The 15,406-nt window shown below is 58.6% G+C and carries 14 protein-coding genes; 8 read left to right on the top strand and 6 right to left on the bottom strand.

Annotated features, from left to right (window positions below):
* Window positions 1-273: 273 nt before the first annotated feature.
* From AC2FI8_RS06315 to AC2FI8_RS06325, 3 genes are all read left to right on the top strand, one after another.
* Window positions 274-645 (top strand): helix-turn-helix domain-containing protein, encoded by a 372-nt coding sequence (locus AC2FI8_RS06315; RefSeq protein WP_109313179.1) that lies wholly within the window; start codon window positions 274-276, stop codon window positions 643-645.
* A gap of 44 nt (window positions 646-689) precedes the next feature.
* Entirely contained in the window at window positions 690-1,481 is a 792-nt protein-coding gene (gene hisN, locus AC2FI8_RS06320) for a histidinol-phosphatase (RefSeq protein WP_496777912.1), read from the top strand.
* A 114-nt stretch (window positions 1,482-1,595) separates the two neighbouring features.
* Window positions 1,596-2,930: an 8-oxoguanine deaminase gene (locus AC2FI8_RS06325; protein WP_496777914.1), complete on the top strand. Its 1,335-nt coding sequence runs from the start codon at window positions 1,596-1,598 to the stop codon at window positions 2,928-2,930.
* On the opposite strand, the gene guaD is transcribed toward AC2FI8_RS06325, so the two are convergent.
* Window positions 2,927-4,216, bottom strand: a complete 1,290-nt coding sequence (gene guaD / locus AC2FI8_RS06330; protein WP_496777916.1) for a guanine deaminase — start codon at window positions 4,214-4,216, stop codon at window positions 2,927-2,929. The two genes, AC2FI8_RS06325 and guaD, sit on opposite strands and share 4 nt — an antisense overlap.
* A gap of 139 nt (window positions 4,217-4,355) precedes the next feature.
* Between guaD and mgtE the strand changes: the two genes are divergently transcribed.
* Both mgtE and AC2FI8_RS06340 read left to right on the top strand, forming a co-directional pair.
* Window positions 4,356-5,750 (top strand): magnesium transporter, encoded by a 1,395-nt coding sequence (mgtE, locus tag AC2FI8_RS06335; protein ID WP_496778166.1) that lies wholly within the window; start codon window positions 4,356-4,358, stop codon window positions 5,748-5,750.
* Entirely contained in the window at window positions 5,747-6,310 is a 564-nt protein-coding gene (locus AC2FI8_RS06340) for a 5-formyltetrahydrofolate cyclo-ligase (RefSeq protein WP_496777919.1), read from the top strand. Before mgtE ends, AC2FI8_RS06340 begins: the two co-directional genes overlap by 4 nt.
* A gap of 5 nt (window positions 6,311-6,315) precedes the next feature.
* Here the strand turns inward: AC2FI8_RS06340 and AC2FI8_RS06345 are convergent, their stop codons facing one another.
* Window positions 6,316-6,549 (bottom strand): putative hemolysin, encoded by a 234-nt coding sequence (locus tag AC2FI8_RS06345; protein WP_496777921.1) that lies wholly within the window; start codon window positions 6,547-6,549, stop codon window positions 6,316-6,318.
* Between the two features lie 89 nt (window positions 6,550-6,638).
* On the opposite strand from AC2FI8_RS06345, the gene AC2FI8_RS06350 reads away from it, so the two are divergent.
* From AC2FI8_RS06350 to AC2FI8_RS06360, 3 genes are all read left to right on the top strand, one after another.
* Window positions 6,639-7,454: a TIGR00282 family metallophosphoesterase gene (locus AC2FI8_RS06350; protein WP_496777923.1), complete on the top strand. Its 816-nt coding sequence runs from the start codon at window positions 6,639-6,641 to the stop codon at window positions 7,452-7,454.
* Window positions 7,455-7,544: 90 nt separating this feature from the next.
* Window positions 7,545-9,323: an SLC13 family permease gene (locus AC2FI8_RS06355; RefSeq protein ID WP_496777925.1), complete on the top strand. Its 1,779-nt coding sequence runs from the start codon at window positions 7,545-7,547 to the stop codon at window positions 9,321-9,323.
* Between the two features lie 98 nt (window positions 9,324-9,421).
* Window positions 9,422-10,162, top strand: coding sequence for a YbaY family lipoprotein (locus AC2FI8_RS06360; protein WP_496696020.1), 741 nt, complete (start codon window positions 9,422-9,424; stop codon window positions 10,160-10,162).
* A gap of 14 nt (window positions 10,163-10,176) precedes the next feature.
* Here AC2FI8_RS06360 and AC2FI8_RS06365 read toward each other — a convergent pair whose 3' ends face one another.
* From AC2FI8_RS06365 to AC2FI8_RS06380, 4 genes are all read right to left on the bottom strand, one after another.
* Window positions 10,177-11,838, bottom strand: a complete 1,662-nt coding sequence (locus tag AC2FI8_RS06365; protein WP_496777929.1) for an FAD-binding dehydrogenase — start codon at window positions 11,836-11,838, stop codon at window positions 10,177-10,179.
* 11 nt (window positions 11,839-11,849) lie between these two features.
* Entirely contained in the window at window positions 11,850-12,707 is an 858-nt protein-coding gene (locus AC2FI8_RS06370; protein WP_496777931.1) for a bile acid:sodium symporter family protein, read from the bottom strand.
* A gap of 72 nt (window positions 12,708-12,779) precedes the next feature.
* Complete coding sequence (locus tag AC2FI8_RS06375; RefSeq protein WP_496777933.1) at window positions 12,780-13,514, bottom strand: glutamine amidotransferase; 735 nt, start codon at window positions 13,512-13,514, stop codon at window positions 12,780-12,782.
* Between the two features lie 16 nt (window positions 13,515-13,530).
* Window positions 13,531-15,303, bottom strand: coding sequence for an SLC13 family permease (locus AC2FI8_RS06380; RefSeq protein WP_496777935.1), 1,773 nt, complete (start codon window positions 15,301-15,303; stop codon window positions 13,531-13,533).
* Window positions 15,304-15,406: the final 103 nt, after the last annotated feature.

Raw genomic sequence — 15,406 nt, forward strand, 5'->3', positions numbered from 1 at the left:
TTGTCAATCTATTCCCCGGCCAATGCGGTTCCTTTCAGGTGCACATGGTGGGCGTGGGGACTATCCCAGCATTAAAAACACACAACCCTAAATCTTTGTGACCCGAAACAGATTCAACCTTCTTGAAAAATTACCCAAATGCGGCAATATTGCGCTATGGTGCTGTTTTGGGGGTATGTTCCAAATTAGGGAGTGGTTAAGTGCGACTCGCTAGTGTTGCGATAAAAAGCAACGCGCGCCCCAGGTAGTTGTGTGTAAAAGAGGAGAATACCAATGACCCATCACGTCGATGTCCATGTGGGCAAGCGCGTCCGGCATCGCCGCTGGCTGATTGGCATGACCCAGCAGCAGCTGGCGGAACAAGTTGGTATTAAGTTTCAACAAATTCAAAAGTATGAAACTGGGGCCAACCGGATCAGCGCGTCTCGCCTGTGGGACATTGCCGAGGCATTGGACGTTCCCGTCAGCTTTTTCTTTGAAGGTCTGGAAGAGGCCGAAAAGGAAACCTCTGGCAAAAAGTCGGTTCCTGCCGATCTGATGGGGGACAAGGAAGCGCTGGACCTCGTGCGGTCCTATTACGCGATTCCCGAAAACCAGCGCCGCCGCCTGTTCGAGCTTGCTCGGGTTCTCAGCGACGTAGCATAAATTAGCGGGTTGACTCCAAACCGTGCGCACCTCACGGGTTACGCATGCAAGAGACCTCTCTAAGCGATCTGGAAGTTGCCGAAGAAATGGCCGACGCGGCGCGTGCGGCCATTCTTCCGTATTTTCGGCAAAGCAATCTGGACACCACGAACAAACTGGAAGATGGGTTTGACCCCGTAACCATTGCTGACCGCAACGCCGAAACGGCGATGCGTGCGGTTGTGGCGCGTCATCGGCCCGAAGATGGCATTTTTGGCGAAGAGTTTGGTCGCGAAGAAGGCTCAAGCGGCCGGACCTGGGTTCTGGACCCCATCGACGGTACCCGCGGGTTCATCAGCGGTACTCCGACCTGGGGGGTTCTGATTGCGCTCAGCACAGCTGACGGCCCGATCATGGGGGTGATCGACCAGCCCTATATCGGCGAACGGTTTGTGGGTTCGGCGGATATCGCGCAGGTCACCGGCCCATCCGGAACGGCATCGTTGAAGACACGCTCGACATCGGCCTTGGATCAGGCGGTTGTTTTTACCACCTTCCCAGAGGTTGGCACGCCCGAGGACCGCGCAGGGTTCGAAGCGGTGGCCCGGCAAGCAAAGCTGACCCGTTATGGCATGGATTGTTATGCCTATGCGCTGGTGGCGGCGGGGCAGGTTGATCTGGTGATCGAATCCAGCCTGAACGCCTATGACATTCAGGCCCCCATTGCAGTGATCGAGGCTGCTGGTGGGGTTGTGACTGACTGGCGGGGCGGTCCGGCCCATAATGGCGGGCGGGCTCTGGCGGCGGCGAATCCCGAACTGCACGCGGTCGCACTGGAAATCCTGCGCAACTACTGAAACCGGTTGCCGCGATTTGGCCGGTCGGGTAGGTTCTACGCGGCTGGTTCTTGTGCCCGTTTTCCGCCAGCCTTTGCACTCCTTGCATGAGACGGGCTAATGCAGGAGGGCGAATTGACTGAAATCCTTATCAAAAATGCAGATACAATACTGACGATGGATGACGCGCGGCAAGAGTTGTCGGGCGCGGACATTCTAATTTCTGGTGGTCAGATCAAGCAGATCGGCCACTACCTGCAAACAGACGGAGAGATCCACGATGCCGCGGGTTGTGTTGTGACCCCCGGCCTCGTGAACACCCACCACCATTTGTACCAAACCCTGACACGGGCCGTGCCAGGGGGGCAGGATGCGTTGCTGTTCGGATGGTTGCAGACACTCTATCCGATCTGGTCTAGATTCGGTCCCGAAGAGATGTTCGTGTCGGCTCAGATCGGTCTGGCGGAATTGGCTCTGTCAGGGTGCACGCTTAGCTCTGATCACCTATACCTGTATCCCAATGGCACGCGTCTGGACGACACGATTGCCGCTGCCGCTGAAATTGGCCTGCGGTTCCATCCGACCCGTGGCGCGATGAGTATCGGTGAGAGCGACGGAGGATTGCCGCCAGATACCTTGGTCGAAGTCGAATCGGCAATCCTTGACGACATGATCCGTGTGGTCGACGCGTTTCACGACCCATCCGAAGGGGCGATGTGCCGGGTTGGGTTAGCGCCGTGTTCTCCGTTTTCGGTCAGCCGTGACCTGATGCGCGACACGGCTATCCTAGCGCGGCACAAAGGCGTGATGTTGCACACTCATCTGGCAGAAAATGACGAGGATATCGCGTATTCGCAGGCGCAGTTCGGGTGCCGTCCCGGTCAATATGCCGAAGACTTGGGGTGGACCGGATCAGACGTCTGGCATGCGCATTGTGTGAAACTAGACGGGACCGAGATTGATCTGTTTGCCAGAACCCAAACGGGTGTAGCTCATTGTCCTTGCTCCAATTGTCGATTGGGGTCGGGTATCGCGCCAGTGCGGGCCATGCGTGACCATGGGGTTCTGGTGGGTCTGGGCGCAGACGGTTCGGCCAGCAATGACAACGGCAGTCTGATCCTCGAGGCCCGGCAGGCCATGCTGCTGCAGCGCGTTGCCAATGGCGCGGATGCAATGTCGTCACGCGAAGCGTTGGAGATTGCCACGCGTGGCGGTGCAGATGTGCTGAACCGCCCCGATTGCGGTCGGCTTGAGCCCGGTAAGCGCGCCGACATTGCCATATGGTACACGCGCGGGATCGAAAGCGCGGGCAGTTGGGACCCGGCCGCACTGCTGCTGGCCGGACCAATGAAGGTGAAACACCTGTTTGTCGAAGGCCGCCAGATCGTGCGCGACGGGCATGTCACGACGTTGGACCTGCCGCGCGTGATCGAACGGCAGACCCAATTGGCCCGCGCTTTGCAGGCTTAGGAAGACACGCGGCGACCTGCGATCCAAACCTCGGCAATCGCCCGGTCGTCGCCCATCATGATCGTAGGAAAGATCGCCTCCCACAGATCATCGGCGCAGGCTTCACGCTGGGCAATTGCAGGGGTTGAGGCTAGGTCGAGAACGACCAGATCAGCCTCCATCCCCGGTGCGACATTGCCGATGCAATCATCCATCCGCAGCGTACGCGCCGAGCCAACCGTTCCCAGCCACAGCAGTTGCGCCGCGTGCAGGGGCGAGCCGCGCAGTTGCCCGATTTCATAGGCCGAAGCCATCGTGTGCAGCATTGAAAAGCTCGACCCACCGCCGGTATCTGTTGCCAGACCAACCCGGTGCCCTTCGCGCATCAGCCCGTCCATGTCGAACAAGCCGGATCCGATAAAGGTGTTCGAGGTTGGGCAATGGATCAGTGAGGCGTCAACCTCGCGCAGCCGATCGCGTTCACGCGATTCCAGGTGGATGACATGGCCGTAAACGCCATGCGACCCCAGCAGCCCGAACTTTTCGTAGGTATCCAGATAGTCCCTCGCATCAGGGAAAAGCTCACGAACCCATGAGATTTCGTCTGTCTGCTCGCTCAGGTGCGTTTGCATCAGGCAATGCGGGTGTTCGGCCCACAGAGCGCCCATCGCCTCAAGCTGCTCGGGCGTGGATGTGGGGGAGAACCGCGGTGTGATGGCGTAGGATATCCGGTCGACACCGTGCCACTTCTCAAGCAGCGCCTGCGATTGGTCATAGGCCGTCTGCGGAGTATCCCGCAGCCCTTCGGGCGCATTGCGGTCCATGCAGGTTTTCCCCGCCACAACACGTTGCCCGCGTTGTTGGGCAGCCGTGAAGAACGCATCGACACTTTCGGGGTGGATGGTGCAGAAACTGCACATCGTTGTGGTGCCGTGCGAGGCCGTCAGGTCGAGATAACGATTGGCGATCTCGGCTGCATAGTCGGGATTCCCGAACTTCATTTCCTCGGGGAAGGTATATGTGTTCAGCCAATCGATCAGGCGCTTGCCCCAACTGGCGATCATGGCGGTCTGTGGGTAATGGACATGTGCATCTACAAAGCCAGCCATGATCACGTGCTGACCGTGGTTTACAACTTCGGCGTCTGGGTTCGCGGATATCAAACCGTCGGCATCGCCGACTGCAGATATGCGGCCGTCTTCGATCAGGACCGCTTCGCTGATTGTCACAGCCGCTGTCGGCTCACCTTCGAATGGTGATCCGTTGAAGCTCAAGACACGCCCTTTCAGCAGCGTTTTTTGCGCCATTTCCGTTCATCTCCGCCTGTATGGGACTGCGAAACAGCATAGTGGGGCGAAACTTGTCGGTAAATCGGCGCATTGTCATTGTTTTCCGGTAGCTGCTTCTTCTAATTAGGGGTCAATGCGCGAACCAACCGGGGCAGACATGACGACAGGCTATGATGAACCCGTAATCGATTCCGCCAGCGAGGAAGACGTCTATGCGCTGGATCGCCGGACAGTTGCCGCGATCCTGTATGCGGTTGATGTGGAAGATCGCGACAAGCTGATCGAGCTGATGGAGCCGCTGCACCCGGCGGACATTGCTGACCTTCTTGAACAGATTAATCCCTATGACCGTGGGCGTTTGATCCGTCTTTACGACAAGGAATTTGACGGCGATATCTTATCCGAACTGGATGAGTCCGTCCGCGAAGAGGTTATCGGTGTCCTGCGCCCCGATGTTCTGGCCGATGCCGTGCGGGACATGGAAAGCGATGACGTCGTCGACCTGCTGGAAGACCTTGAAGAGCCGCAGCAAGAAGCAATCCTAGACGCGCTGGAAGATTCCGAGCGGCTCGCCGCGGAACAGGCGCTGTCCTATCCGGAAAACTCAGCCGGTCGCCTCATGCAGCGCGAGGTGGTTATGTCGCCCGAGCATTGGACCGTGGGGCAGACTATCGATTTCATGCGCGCCAATGATGACCTGCCGGAACAATTCTACCACGTTGTTCTAGTTGATCCGCGACTGAAACCAGTCGCGCAGGTAACCTTGGGCAAGCTGATGGCAACCCGGCGCGAGGTACCGTTGCACGACATCGCCGAAGAGGAATTTCACACAATTCCCGTCGATCAGGACGAAGAGGATGTGGCCTACGCCTTTAACCAGTACCACCTGATTTCCGCCCCGGTGGTTGATGCCGATGGGCGTTTGGTCGGCGTGATTACCATTGATGACGCCATGGTTGTTCTGGACGAAGAATACGAAGAGGACATGTTACGCCTTGCCGGTGTCAGCGACGAAAGCTCACTGTCCGACAGTGTCGCCGCAACCAGTAGGCGGCGCTTGCCGTGGCTGGCCGTCAACCTGTGTACCGCAATATGCGCGTCACTGGTCATCTCGCAGTTCGAAGCGGCGATCAATCAGTTGGTGGCACTGGCAATCCTGATGCCGATCGTTGCCTCGATGGGAGGGAATGCCGGGACGCAGTCACTGACGGTTGCGGTGCGGGCGCTTGCAACGCGCGACCTGACCGGATCGAACGTGGCGCGCGTTATCCGGCGAGAATTGCTTGTGGGAGTGCTCAATGGTCTGTGCTTCGCGACCGTTTTGGGAACTGTAGGCATGATGTGGTTCGATTCACCCTTGCTGGGTGTCGTGATCGGCTCGGCCTTGGTCGTGAATATGGCGATCGCAGGCTTCGCAGGTACGGTAGTACCGGTTGTGCTGGATCGTCTGGGCATTGACCCGGCGCTGGCGTCAGGGACCTTCGTGACCACCACAACGGATGTCATGGGGTTCTTCATCTTTCTTGGGCTTGCCAGCGTGGTGCTTCTGTGACCGATCTGACTGAAATCAAGGCCATCGCCCGTAAGGCGGCATTTGCGCGCCGGAAGGTTGCATTCGATGCGCGTTTGCCGGGTGCAGCCGGACGTTTGTCCGAAGTGCTTGCGGGGCATCGCGGCGTCCCGATGTCGGGGTACATGCCGATCCGCACCGAAATTGATCCTTTGCCTGCTATGGCCGAGGCCGCGGCTTATGGTCCGGTCGGTGTGCCAGTCATTCAGGCCGCCGGACAGGCGTTGCGGTTTTCGCGCTGGACGCCCGAGGGCGTGTTGAAAGACGGCCCGTTCGGCGCCAAGGTTCCCGAGATTGACGATTATTTTGACCCCGAGATTCTGGTTGTGCCGCTGGTTGCTTTTGACGCGCAAGGCGGAAGACTGGGATATGGCGGTGGCTTTTATGACCGCACGCTAGAGGGATTGCGCGCCAAGCGCCCCACACTGGCCATCGGCTTTGCCTTTGACGCGCAAGAGGCCGAGGGGCTGCCGTTGGAACCCACGGATCAACCGTTGGATATGGTCATCACTGAAAGCCGAGTACTGACGTTCTCGGCCTGACCGCCTTAGGTCGGGCTGTTTTCGCGAAAGTACTCCCACGCGTCCACTTCGGTGCCGTCGGGCAGGATGCAGATGCCGATCTGGCCGCCTTCGCCATCTCGGATTTCGTAACGATTGCCGCTTTCAACGCAAAAGGTTGCTGCCGGGTTCGCCAGCTGGGTGGATGAGTCGTTTGAAGCAGGCTGGTCGCAGGCCGACAGTGTGGTCAGGCTGGCGGCGGTCAGAAGGGCAAGGCGCATGGGAAATCTCCTGCATAATGTGCTTTGGCGGTTTATTCTGCCAGCTTAACCACTTGTGCTTGAGAGATACCACACTTAGGACAGTTCGAATGAGGATACTTTTTCTGGGTGACGTGATGGGCCGCGCCGGACGCGCGGCCATTCAGCAACATTTGCCGCGTCTGCGCGACGAATGGCGGTTGGATTTTGTCGTGGTCAATGGCGAGAACGCCTCGAACGGGATGGGGTTGACCGGCGATCACGCAAAGCTGTTGCTGGATGCCGGGGCCGATTGCCTGACGCTGGGCGACCATGCGTTTGACCAGAAGGACATGCTGCAGTTCATCGAGAAAGAGCCCCGCATCGTGCGCCCGGTGAACTTTGCCAAGGGCGCGCCGGGCCGGGGGCACCGGTTGTTCACCGCGCCCGCTGGGCGCAAGATTCTGGTGGTTCAGGTGTTGGGGCAGGTCTTCATGAAGCGCCCCTTTGACGACCCGTTTTCGGCGATTGAACCGATCCTAAAATCGCACCCGCGTGGCGGACAGGCGCAGGCCGTGATCGTTGATATGCATTGTGAAGCGACTTCCGAAAAGATGGCCATGGGCCACTATTGCGACAAACGCGCCAGCCTTGTTGTGGGCACGCATACGCATGTGCCAACCGCGGACGCGCAAATCCTGCCGGGTGGCACGGCCTATCTGACGGATGCGGGCATGTGCGGCGATTACGACTCGGTCATCGGCATGGACAAGCTTGAGCCGATGCGCCGGTTTATCACTGGCATGCCCAAGGCCCGGTTCACGCCGGCTAATGGCGAGGCAACGCTAAGCGGTGTGTTCGTTGAAACTGATGACCGTGACGGTCAGGCGAAATCTGTTCAAATGGTGCGCGTTGGCGGGCGGCTACAGCAAGCTGGCCCACAGTAAGGGCACGTCAGGCTTGCTCTGTCGCGCGCAATGCGTGAAACTGCCTGACGGGCGCGTAAACCAGGCCAGGGTTCGGACAGAAAACCAAGAATGCAATTCCTTCAACTGACAGAAATGGGAAGCGCGATACTGGCGCTGTTGGTCGTTGCAGGCATGTTCATCATGTTCCTGCGCGAATCCTATCCGACTGAAGTGGTCGCAATTGGTGGCGTGGCCGTGATGCTGGTGACGGGCATTCTGCCCTATCAAAGCGCACTTGCCGTTCTGTCAAACCCGGCCCCTTGGACGATTGCCGCGATGTTCATCATCATGGGAGCATTGGTGCGTACCGGAGCACTGGACGCATTCACATCGACCGCGCAAAAACAGGCACAGGTAAGTCCCAAGGTCGCAATCGCAACGCTGATGGCCTTTGTTGTCTTTGCCTCGGCGGTGGTTTCAAACACGCCCGTAGTGGTCGTTATGATCCCCGTATTCGTTCAGATCGCGCGGACGCTGAACGTGTCGGCCTCGAAACTGCTGATCCCGCTTAGTTATGCGGCCATTCTGGGTGGCACGCTGACCTTGATCGGCACCTCGACCAACCTGTTGGTTGATGGTGTCGCGCGGTCCCAGGGGATGGCCCCGTTTACGATCTTCGAGGTCACGCCCCTGGGCATCGCGCTGGTCATTTACGGCATGTTCTACCTGCGGTTTGTCGCGCCGCGCCTGCTGCCGGAACGGGACAGCATGGCGACAATGCTTAGCGATCGGTCGAAGATGAAGTTCTTTACCGAGGCTGTCATTCCCCCCGACAGCAACCTGATCGGGCGTGAGGTGACGGGCGTGCAGCTGTTCAAACGTCCTGGCGTGCGCCTGATCGACGTCGTGCGCGGCGACGAGTCGTTGCGGCGCAACCTCAAGGGCGTCGCTTTGAAAGTTGGCGACCGTGTCGTTCTTCGGACTGAGATGACGGAACTGCTGAGCCTGCAAACCAACAAGGAACTCAAGCGTGTTGATCAGGTCTCGGCGGTTGAGACGAAAACGGTCGAGGTGCTGATCACTCCGGGTTGCCGCATGGTGGGGCGGACGTTGGGCGCGATGCGTTTACGCCGCCGTTATGGCGTCTATGTGCTGGCGGTGCATCGGAGAAACCAGAATATCGGGCGGCAATTGGATGATCTGGTTGTGCGGGTCGGTGACACGCTGCTGCTGGAGGGTTCACCTGCAGATATCCGGAAACTGGCTGCTGATATGGATATGGTCGATGTGACCCAACCTTCTGCCCGCGCATTCCGCCGCAGCCACGCGCCGATTGCCATCGGGGCGCTGACCGGGATCGTTGTGCTGGCCGCGCTGGGCGTTGCGCCCATCCTGCTGCTGTCGATCCTGGCTGTTGCGGTAGTTTTGATTACGCGCTGCATCGACGCGGATGAGGCGTTTTCCTTTGTCGAAGGAAGATTGCTGGCCCTCATCTTCTCAATGCTGGCCATAGGCGCGGCCTTGGATAAATCCGGTGCAGTTTCCTTAATTGTCGAAGCCGTGGCGCCGGGTCTTGGTGCCCTGCCACCATTCCTGATCATCTGGGCGGTCTATTTGCTGACCTCTGTGCTGACAGAGCTAGTGTCGAATAACGCCGTGGCAGTTGTGGTGACGCCGATTGCCATCGGTTTGGCGCAGGCCGTGGGCGTTGATCCGCGTCCTCTGGTGGTGGCGGTCATGGTGGCAGCCTCGGCTTCATTTGCGACGCCGATCGGATATCAGACCAACATGATGGTTTACGGCCCCGGTGGGTACAGGTTCACAGATTTTCTGAAGGTTGGCGTGCCGCTGAATCTGACTGTGGGTTTGCTGGCTTCGCTGTTGATCCCTCTGATCTGGCCGCTTTGAGTTCGGCACGGAACCGCTGGTTTTCCGGCGAAGTCCTTGTAAAATCAAAACCTCATACAATGTTTTGAATAAGTGATTTTGCGAAAAGGAGCACGCCAATGCTCAAGACCGGATATACTGCGCTTACGGTTGCGGCCACATCAGTCCTGCTGAGCGGCGCGGCCATCGGCGGAACGATCGAAGGCACTGCAGCATATCGCGAGCGTATCGCCGTACCACCGGATGCGACGCTTTACGTGCAATTGCAAGACGTCTCGCGCGCGGACGCACCGTCTGTGACCCTGTCGGCAAAACGATATGCGCTGACCGGAGTGCCAGCACAATTCGAGCTGAGCTATGACGACGCCCTTATTCAAGAGGGGATGCGCTACGTAGTGCGTGGTTCGATCTTTCAGGGCGACAAGCTGTTGTTCACAACCGATACTGCCTACCCTGTTCTGACGAATGGGGCCGGGAACACGACCGATCTGATGCTGGTCAAAGTACAACCGCCCGGGGCAGCCGTGCTGGAGAACACCAACTGGACTGCAACCGGCCTGAATGGCGCAGCACTTGAGACCGAAAGGCGCCCCGCGCTTTCATTCGCCAATGATGGCGCGTTCTCAGGCAGCGGTGGATGTAACCGGTTTTCCGGCCAAGCCGAGATTGCGGGCAACAATATTGAATTCCCCGACAACATGGCCGCCACCCTGATGGCCTGTCCGCCCCCACTGGATGAAGTTGAGCGGCAATTTTTCAAAGCCCTACAAGGGGTGACAGCATATGCGTTCAAAGGCGATACGCTGGTGTTGCTGGACAGTGCTGGGCAATCCGTCGTTCAGTTTGCCCGTGAACAGTAGGGTTTAAGGGGCCGTCACGCGACGGCCCTTGACCGTCCTGCATTGCGGCCGGAGAAAATGCAGCCGCCCAGGAATGAACCTTCGAGCGCGTTGTAGCCGTGATAGCCACCGCCGCCAAAACCCGCGACCTCTCCGGCTGCGAATAGGCCGGGAATGACCTTGCCGTCTGCGCCCACCATCTGACTGTCCAGATTGGTCTGAAGCCCACCCAGCGTTTTGCGCGTCAGCACGTGCAGTTTCACCGCGATCAGCGGGCCATTGGCCGGATCAAGGAACTTGTGCGGCTTGGCGGTTCGGATCAGTTTGTCACCACGGTAGTTGCGCGCGGCCAGAATGGCGGCCATCTGCGCATCCTTGGTGAACGGGTTGTCGATCTGGGAATCCCGCGCCTCGATCTGGGCGCGTAGATGCGCCTCATCGATCAGCCCTCCGCCCAGATGGTTCATGCCGTTAACAAGCTCGGTCAGGGTATTGGCGACGATGAAGTCTTCGCCGTGCTCCTTGAACGCCTCGACCGGAGCAGTGGCCTTGGAGCCTGTCAGAATGCGTTGGAATAGAACCTCTTTCCATCCACCGTCCGTCATGTCGGGGTTCTGTTCAGACCCGGACAGAGCGAACTCTTTTTTGATTACCTTCTGGGTCAGGACGAACCAGCTGTATTCATGGCCGGTTTTCAGGATTTCCTTCAGCGTCCCCAATGTATCAAAACCCGGCAGGCACGGCGGTTTCAACCGGTTGCCTTCAGCGTCGAACCACATTGAGCTTGGGCCGGGCAGAATGCGAATACCGTGTGATGGCCAGATCGGATTCCAGTTACGCACGCCTTCGGTGTAATGCCACATCCGGTCGCCGTTGATCACATGGCCGCCGGCCTTTTCGCTGATGCCGATCATGCGTCCATCGACGTGGAATGGCACGCCCGCGACCATGTCCTTCGGCGGCTCGCCCAGACGGTCGCGTGGCCAGCTTTTGCGGACCATTTCAAAGTTGCCTCCGATGCCGCCTGACGTGACGATGACGGCTGGGGCGTAAAATTCGAACTCGCCGACCTCATCACGGTTGGTCTTGGCGCCGTGGGGTGCGGTGTCGTCTGCCAGAACTTCACCCGAGACGCCTTTGGCAGCGCCGTTCTGCATGATGATGTGGCTGACCTGATGGCGGAATTTCAGCTCGATCAACCCGTTGCTGACATGGTCACGCACCCGGCGTTTGAAATGCTCCAGAACACCTGGGCCGGTGCCCCAAGTGATATGAAAGCGGGGCACAGAATTGCCGTGACCATCCGCATATGATCCACCGCGTTCGGCCCAGCCGACTATCGGAAACCAGCGCAGGCCCATGTCATGCAGCCAAGGGCGCATTTCGCCGGCGGCAAATTCAACATAGGCCTCGGCCCATTTCCTGGGCCATGCGTCCTCGTCACGATCGAACTGCGCGCTGCCCATCCAGTCGCGCAAGGCAAGGTCGTAGCTGTCTTTGATACCCATGCGCCGCTGTTCCGGCGTGTCGACCATGAACAGGCCGCCGAGACTCCAAAACGCCTGACCACCGAGGAAATGCGCGGGTTCCTGATCGACCACGATCACCTTTTTGCCCCGGTCGCCCAGTTCAGCTGCGGCGGCCAACCCGGCCAGCCCAGCCCCCACGACGATGGCATCGGCAGAGTTATTCGTCATGTCTTATCCTTTCAGCGGCTGCGGAACCAAAGGATGAAGGGCAAGGCCACAACATACATCGTTATTCCGTACACAGCCGAGGGCAGGGCCAACGGGCTGAACCCGCTTTCCGTCGCCGTGATCAATGCAGCCAGTGTAATCCCAAGTGTCGAGTTTTGTATGCCGGTTTCGATGGAAACAGTCTTGCTTTCATTCCATGACAGGTTTGCGGCACGCGCCAGCCCCAGCCCGATCAGCAAAAGCGCGACGTTCAATGTAATCAACCCAGCGCCCATGACGCCGAGGTTGTCGACAAACAGCTGCCAGTTTCCAGCCAGAGCAGCCACAACGATCAGCACGAACAGAACGGTCGCAAGCTTGGACAGCGCGGGCTCGATCCGCTTTGCAAAATCTGTTGCAAAGCTGCGAAGCGTGACGCCAAGCGCCACGGGTAGCGTGGTTATCAGGAACATGGCGATCGCAAGCCCAGAGATGGACACCTCGGGTGCTGCATCGCCCATGAAATAGTTCACTGACCACGCGGCAAGAAAGGGCACGGTGACCATCGAAAGCAGGCTGATGACGGCCGTCAAACTGACCGAAAGGGCAACATCACTTTTGGCCAGTTTTGACAGGATGTTACTGGTCACACCGCCGGGGCAAAAACTGAGGATCATGAAGCCGACCGCGATCTCGGGCGGCAAATCAAACACTATGACGGTGACAAAGGCCGCGACTGGCAGCAGCACAACCTGACACAACGCACCGATGGCGAAAGGATAGCGTCGGCTGAGTACGCGGCGGAAATCTGCAACCTCTAGCCCGACGCCCAAAGACAGCATGATAATGGCCAGCGATAGCGGCAGGCCGACATTAATTAGAAGATCCAAGAACAACTCCTCCCAAAGCCGTTCGGGCCACCCTAAGCGAGTGGTTGTGGATCAGGCAATAACGCCGTTGGGTCACCCGTAACGTTCGGCAAACCTGCGGAGGATTTCGGCCGGTTGCGTGACGTCCGCTGCGTGACAAATGTCGATCAGGCGCTGGGCGTCCTCGGGCGGAAAATAGCCGTGGTTCTTGTAGATGTTGATGCGCTGCTCAAAATCGCCCGCGTCCGCCTCGGGGTGGAACTGCGTGGCATAAACATTCTGCCCCCAGCGGATCATCTGAAACGGGCAGGGGTCCGAGGCCAGCAGGTGGACGCACCCTTTCGGCAGTGCCTGCACGGCCTCTTTATGACCCACGAAAGCGTCGAATGTTCCAGTCAGCCCTGCCGTTAGCGGGTCTTGCGCTCCGTCTGCAGTCAGGTGGCAGGTCGAAGGTCCGACAGGTTCGCCGTACTTCTCTTTGCTGACGTCACCGCCAAGATGGGCGGCCAGAATGCCCAGCCCATAACAACAGCCCATGAAGGGATGATCCTGCGCGATGATCTGCGGCATCAATCCCATGATGGCCGCCTCGGTACGTGCATCGGTTTCCGATTTGGTTGCCGGATCGTCACTGACGCATCCCGGTCCACCACCAACAATCACCCCAGCATAGTCAGTGACATTCAAATCGTCGGGCAAAGCCTCGCAATCCAATCGGATACGATGGGTCTGGTCCAGTGACAGACCGGTTTTGTCCAGAATCGACGCGTACTCCGCATCCGAAGCATCGGTTTCCGGGCGCAATTGCAGGATCAGAAATCGTTTCATGAAAGGCCTTTACCCGTCACAATGGCCAAAACACAAGGATAGCGGGGATGGAAACCGCAATGATCAGAATTTCCAGTGGCAGGCCCATGCGCCAATAGTCGCCAAACTGATACCCTCCGGGTCCTAGGACAAGCGTATTGTTCTTATGCCCAATCGGCGTCAAGAACGCGGCCGAGGCTGCGACGGCGACAGTCATCAGAAATGGGTCGGGTGAAACCTCAAGCGTGCGGGCCATCTGGATACCGACCGGAGCCGCAACAATGGCCGTGGCCGTGTTGTTCAGCACGTCTGACAGGGTCATGGTAACCACCATCAAAACGGTCAGAATGGCCCAGGCCGGCAGCCCGTCGGTCAATTGAATCAAAGCATTCGCAATCAGTTCTGTACCGCCGGAAGTCTCCAATGCGCTGCCGAGCGGGATCATCGAGCCCAGCAGCACGACAACAGGCCATTCGATATGATTGTAGATATCTGCAATCGGCATGATCTTGGTCAGCACATAAGCGACGACGACCAGCCCCAGGGCGATAGGCAGGTAGATCAACCCGACACTGGCCGCCAGAACAGCTGCGCCAAACAAGCCAATGGCAAGCCACGCCTTTTCGTTGGCGGTGACGTTCAGACCGCGTTCAGCAAGTGGCAAACAACCCAGCCATTCGGTCACATCGGCACTGCGGTCACGTGGGCAAAGCAGCAACAGAATGTCGCCCGCCTCAATCTGAGTTTTGCGGACCTGTTCGGTTATGCGGCGGCCTTGACGTGAAATTCCCATCAGAACTGTGCTTTGACGCCAGGCCAATCCCAGGCCCTGCGCGGTGCGACCGGTGACGCGTGCGTTTAGTGGCACAACTACCTCAATCACTTCAAGACCGTCCCCTTCGGCGGTCAGCAATTCCTGACGGCGGGTATCCGAGAAATCGAGGTTCAGCGCGGTGCGAAATTCGTCTAGCGCCTCGGGGCGGGCCTCTAACACCAATGCGTCGCCCGGTTTGATTGTAGCATGGGCCGACCGGCCATAGCGCCGTTTGCCGTCTCGAATAAGGCCGATGATGGCCACGTCGGATTTCTCGGCGGCCTCATAAAGCTCGCTGACACGCTTCCCAATTTGCGGCGATTCTGGCGGGACCGTCAGTTCCGCGATGTATTCGGCAAGGGTTTCCGAGGCCTCTTCCTGTGTTCCGCGACCGGGAATCAACCGCCATCCGACCAGCGCGACAAATGCTAGCCCGGCAATCGCGGCCAATCCACCAACGGGGGCGAAATCGAACATTCGGAACGGTTCACCCAAGGTCTCAGCCCGGATCGATGCGATGATGATGTTAGGGGGCGTTCCAATCAACGTGGCCATGCCGCCCAGAATAGTAGCAAAACTCAGCGGCATCAGGGTCAGGCCGACCGGTCGCCCCGCCTTGCGCGCGGTTTGGATATCGACCGGCATCAGCAGCGCCAGCGCGGCCACGTTGTTCATAAAGGCTGACAGAACAGCGCCAATCCCGCCCATCAGTGCGATGTGCGCGCCAAGCCCGCGCGAGGCATCGACCAGTGTGCGGGTGATCAGGAAAACAGCGCCCGAACGCACCAACCCGGCCGAGACAACCAATACCAAAGCGACGATGATCGTAGCGGGGTGTCCGAACCCGGCAAAGGCGTCATCGACCGGCACAACACCCAGCGTAACTCCGATCAATAGCGCGGTGAAGGCCACAAGGTCGTATCGAAACTTCCCCCAAAGCAGCATTCCAAACACAGTGGCGAAAAGGGAAAAAAGAATAATCTGGTCTGTCGTCATGCGGCCACCATACCCTTCGCGGCGACTGTCGCAAGCCGCTCTCTTGATCCTTGGCCCCGCAAACGTCTATATGAGCGCCGAATACGCAATCACGATGACGAGG

The organism is Ruegeria sp. CDSB029, from assembly GCF_059611125.1.

Coding starts and splice junctions, on each gene's coding strand:
- AC2FI8_RS06315 (WP_109313179.1), top strand. CDS start 274: ATGACCCATCACGTCGATGTCCATGTGGGCAAGCGCGTCCGGCATCGC.
- hisN (WP_496777912.1), top strand. CDS start 690: ATGCAAGAGACCTCTCTAAGCGATCTGGAAGTTGCCGAAGAAATGGCC.
- guaD (WP_496777916.1), bottom strand. CDS start 4,216: ATGGCGCAAAAAACGCTGCTGAAAGGGCGTGTCTTGAGCTTCAACGGA.
- mgtE (WP_496778166.1), top strand. CDS start 4,356: ATGACGACAGGCTATGATGAACCCGTAATCGATTCCGCCAGCGAGGAA.
- AC2FI8_RS06345 (WP_496777921.1), bottom strand. CDS start 6,549: ATGCGCCTTGCCCTTCTGACCGCCGCCAGCCTGACCACACTGTCGGCC.
- AC2FI8_RS06350 (WP_496777923.1), top strand. CDS start 6,639: ATGAGGATACTTTTTCTGGGTGACGTGATGGGCCGCGCCGGACGCGCG.
- AC2FI8_RS06355 (WP_496777925.1), top strand. CDS start 7,545: ATGCAATTCCTTCAACTGACAGAAATGGGAAGCGCGATACTGGCGCTG.
- AC2FI8_RS06360 (WP_496696020.1), top strand. CDS start 9,422: ATGCTCAAGACCGGATATACTGCGCTTACGGTTGCGGCCACATCAGTC.
- AC2FI8_RS06365 (WP_496777929.1), bottom strand. CDS start 11,838: ATGACGAATAACTCTGCCGATGCCATCGTCGTGGGGGCTGGGCTGGCC.
- AC2FI8_RS06375 (WP_496777933.1), bottom strand. CDS start 13,514: ATGAAACGATTTCTGATCCTGCAATTGCGCCCGGAAACCGATGCTTCG.
- AC2FI8_RS06380 (WP_496777935.1), bottom strand. CDS start 15,303: ATGACGACAGACCAGATTATTCTTTTTTCCCTTTTCGCCACTGTGTTT.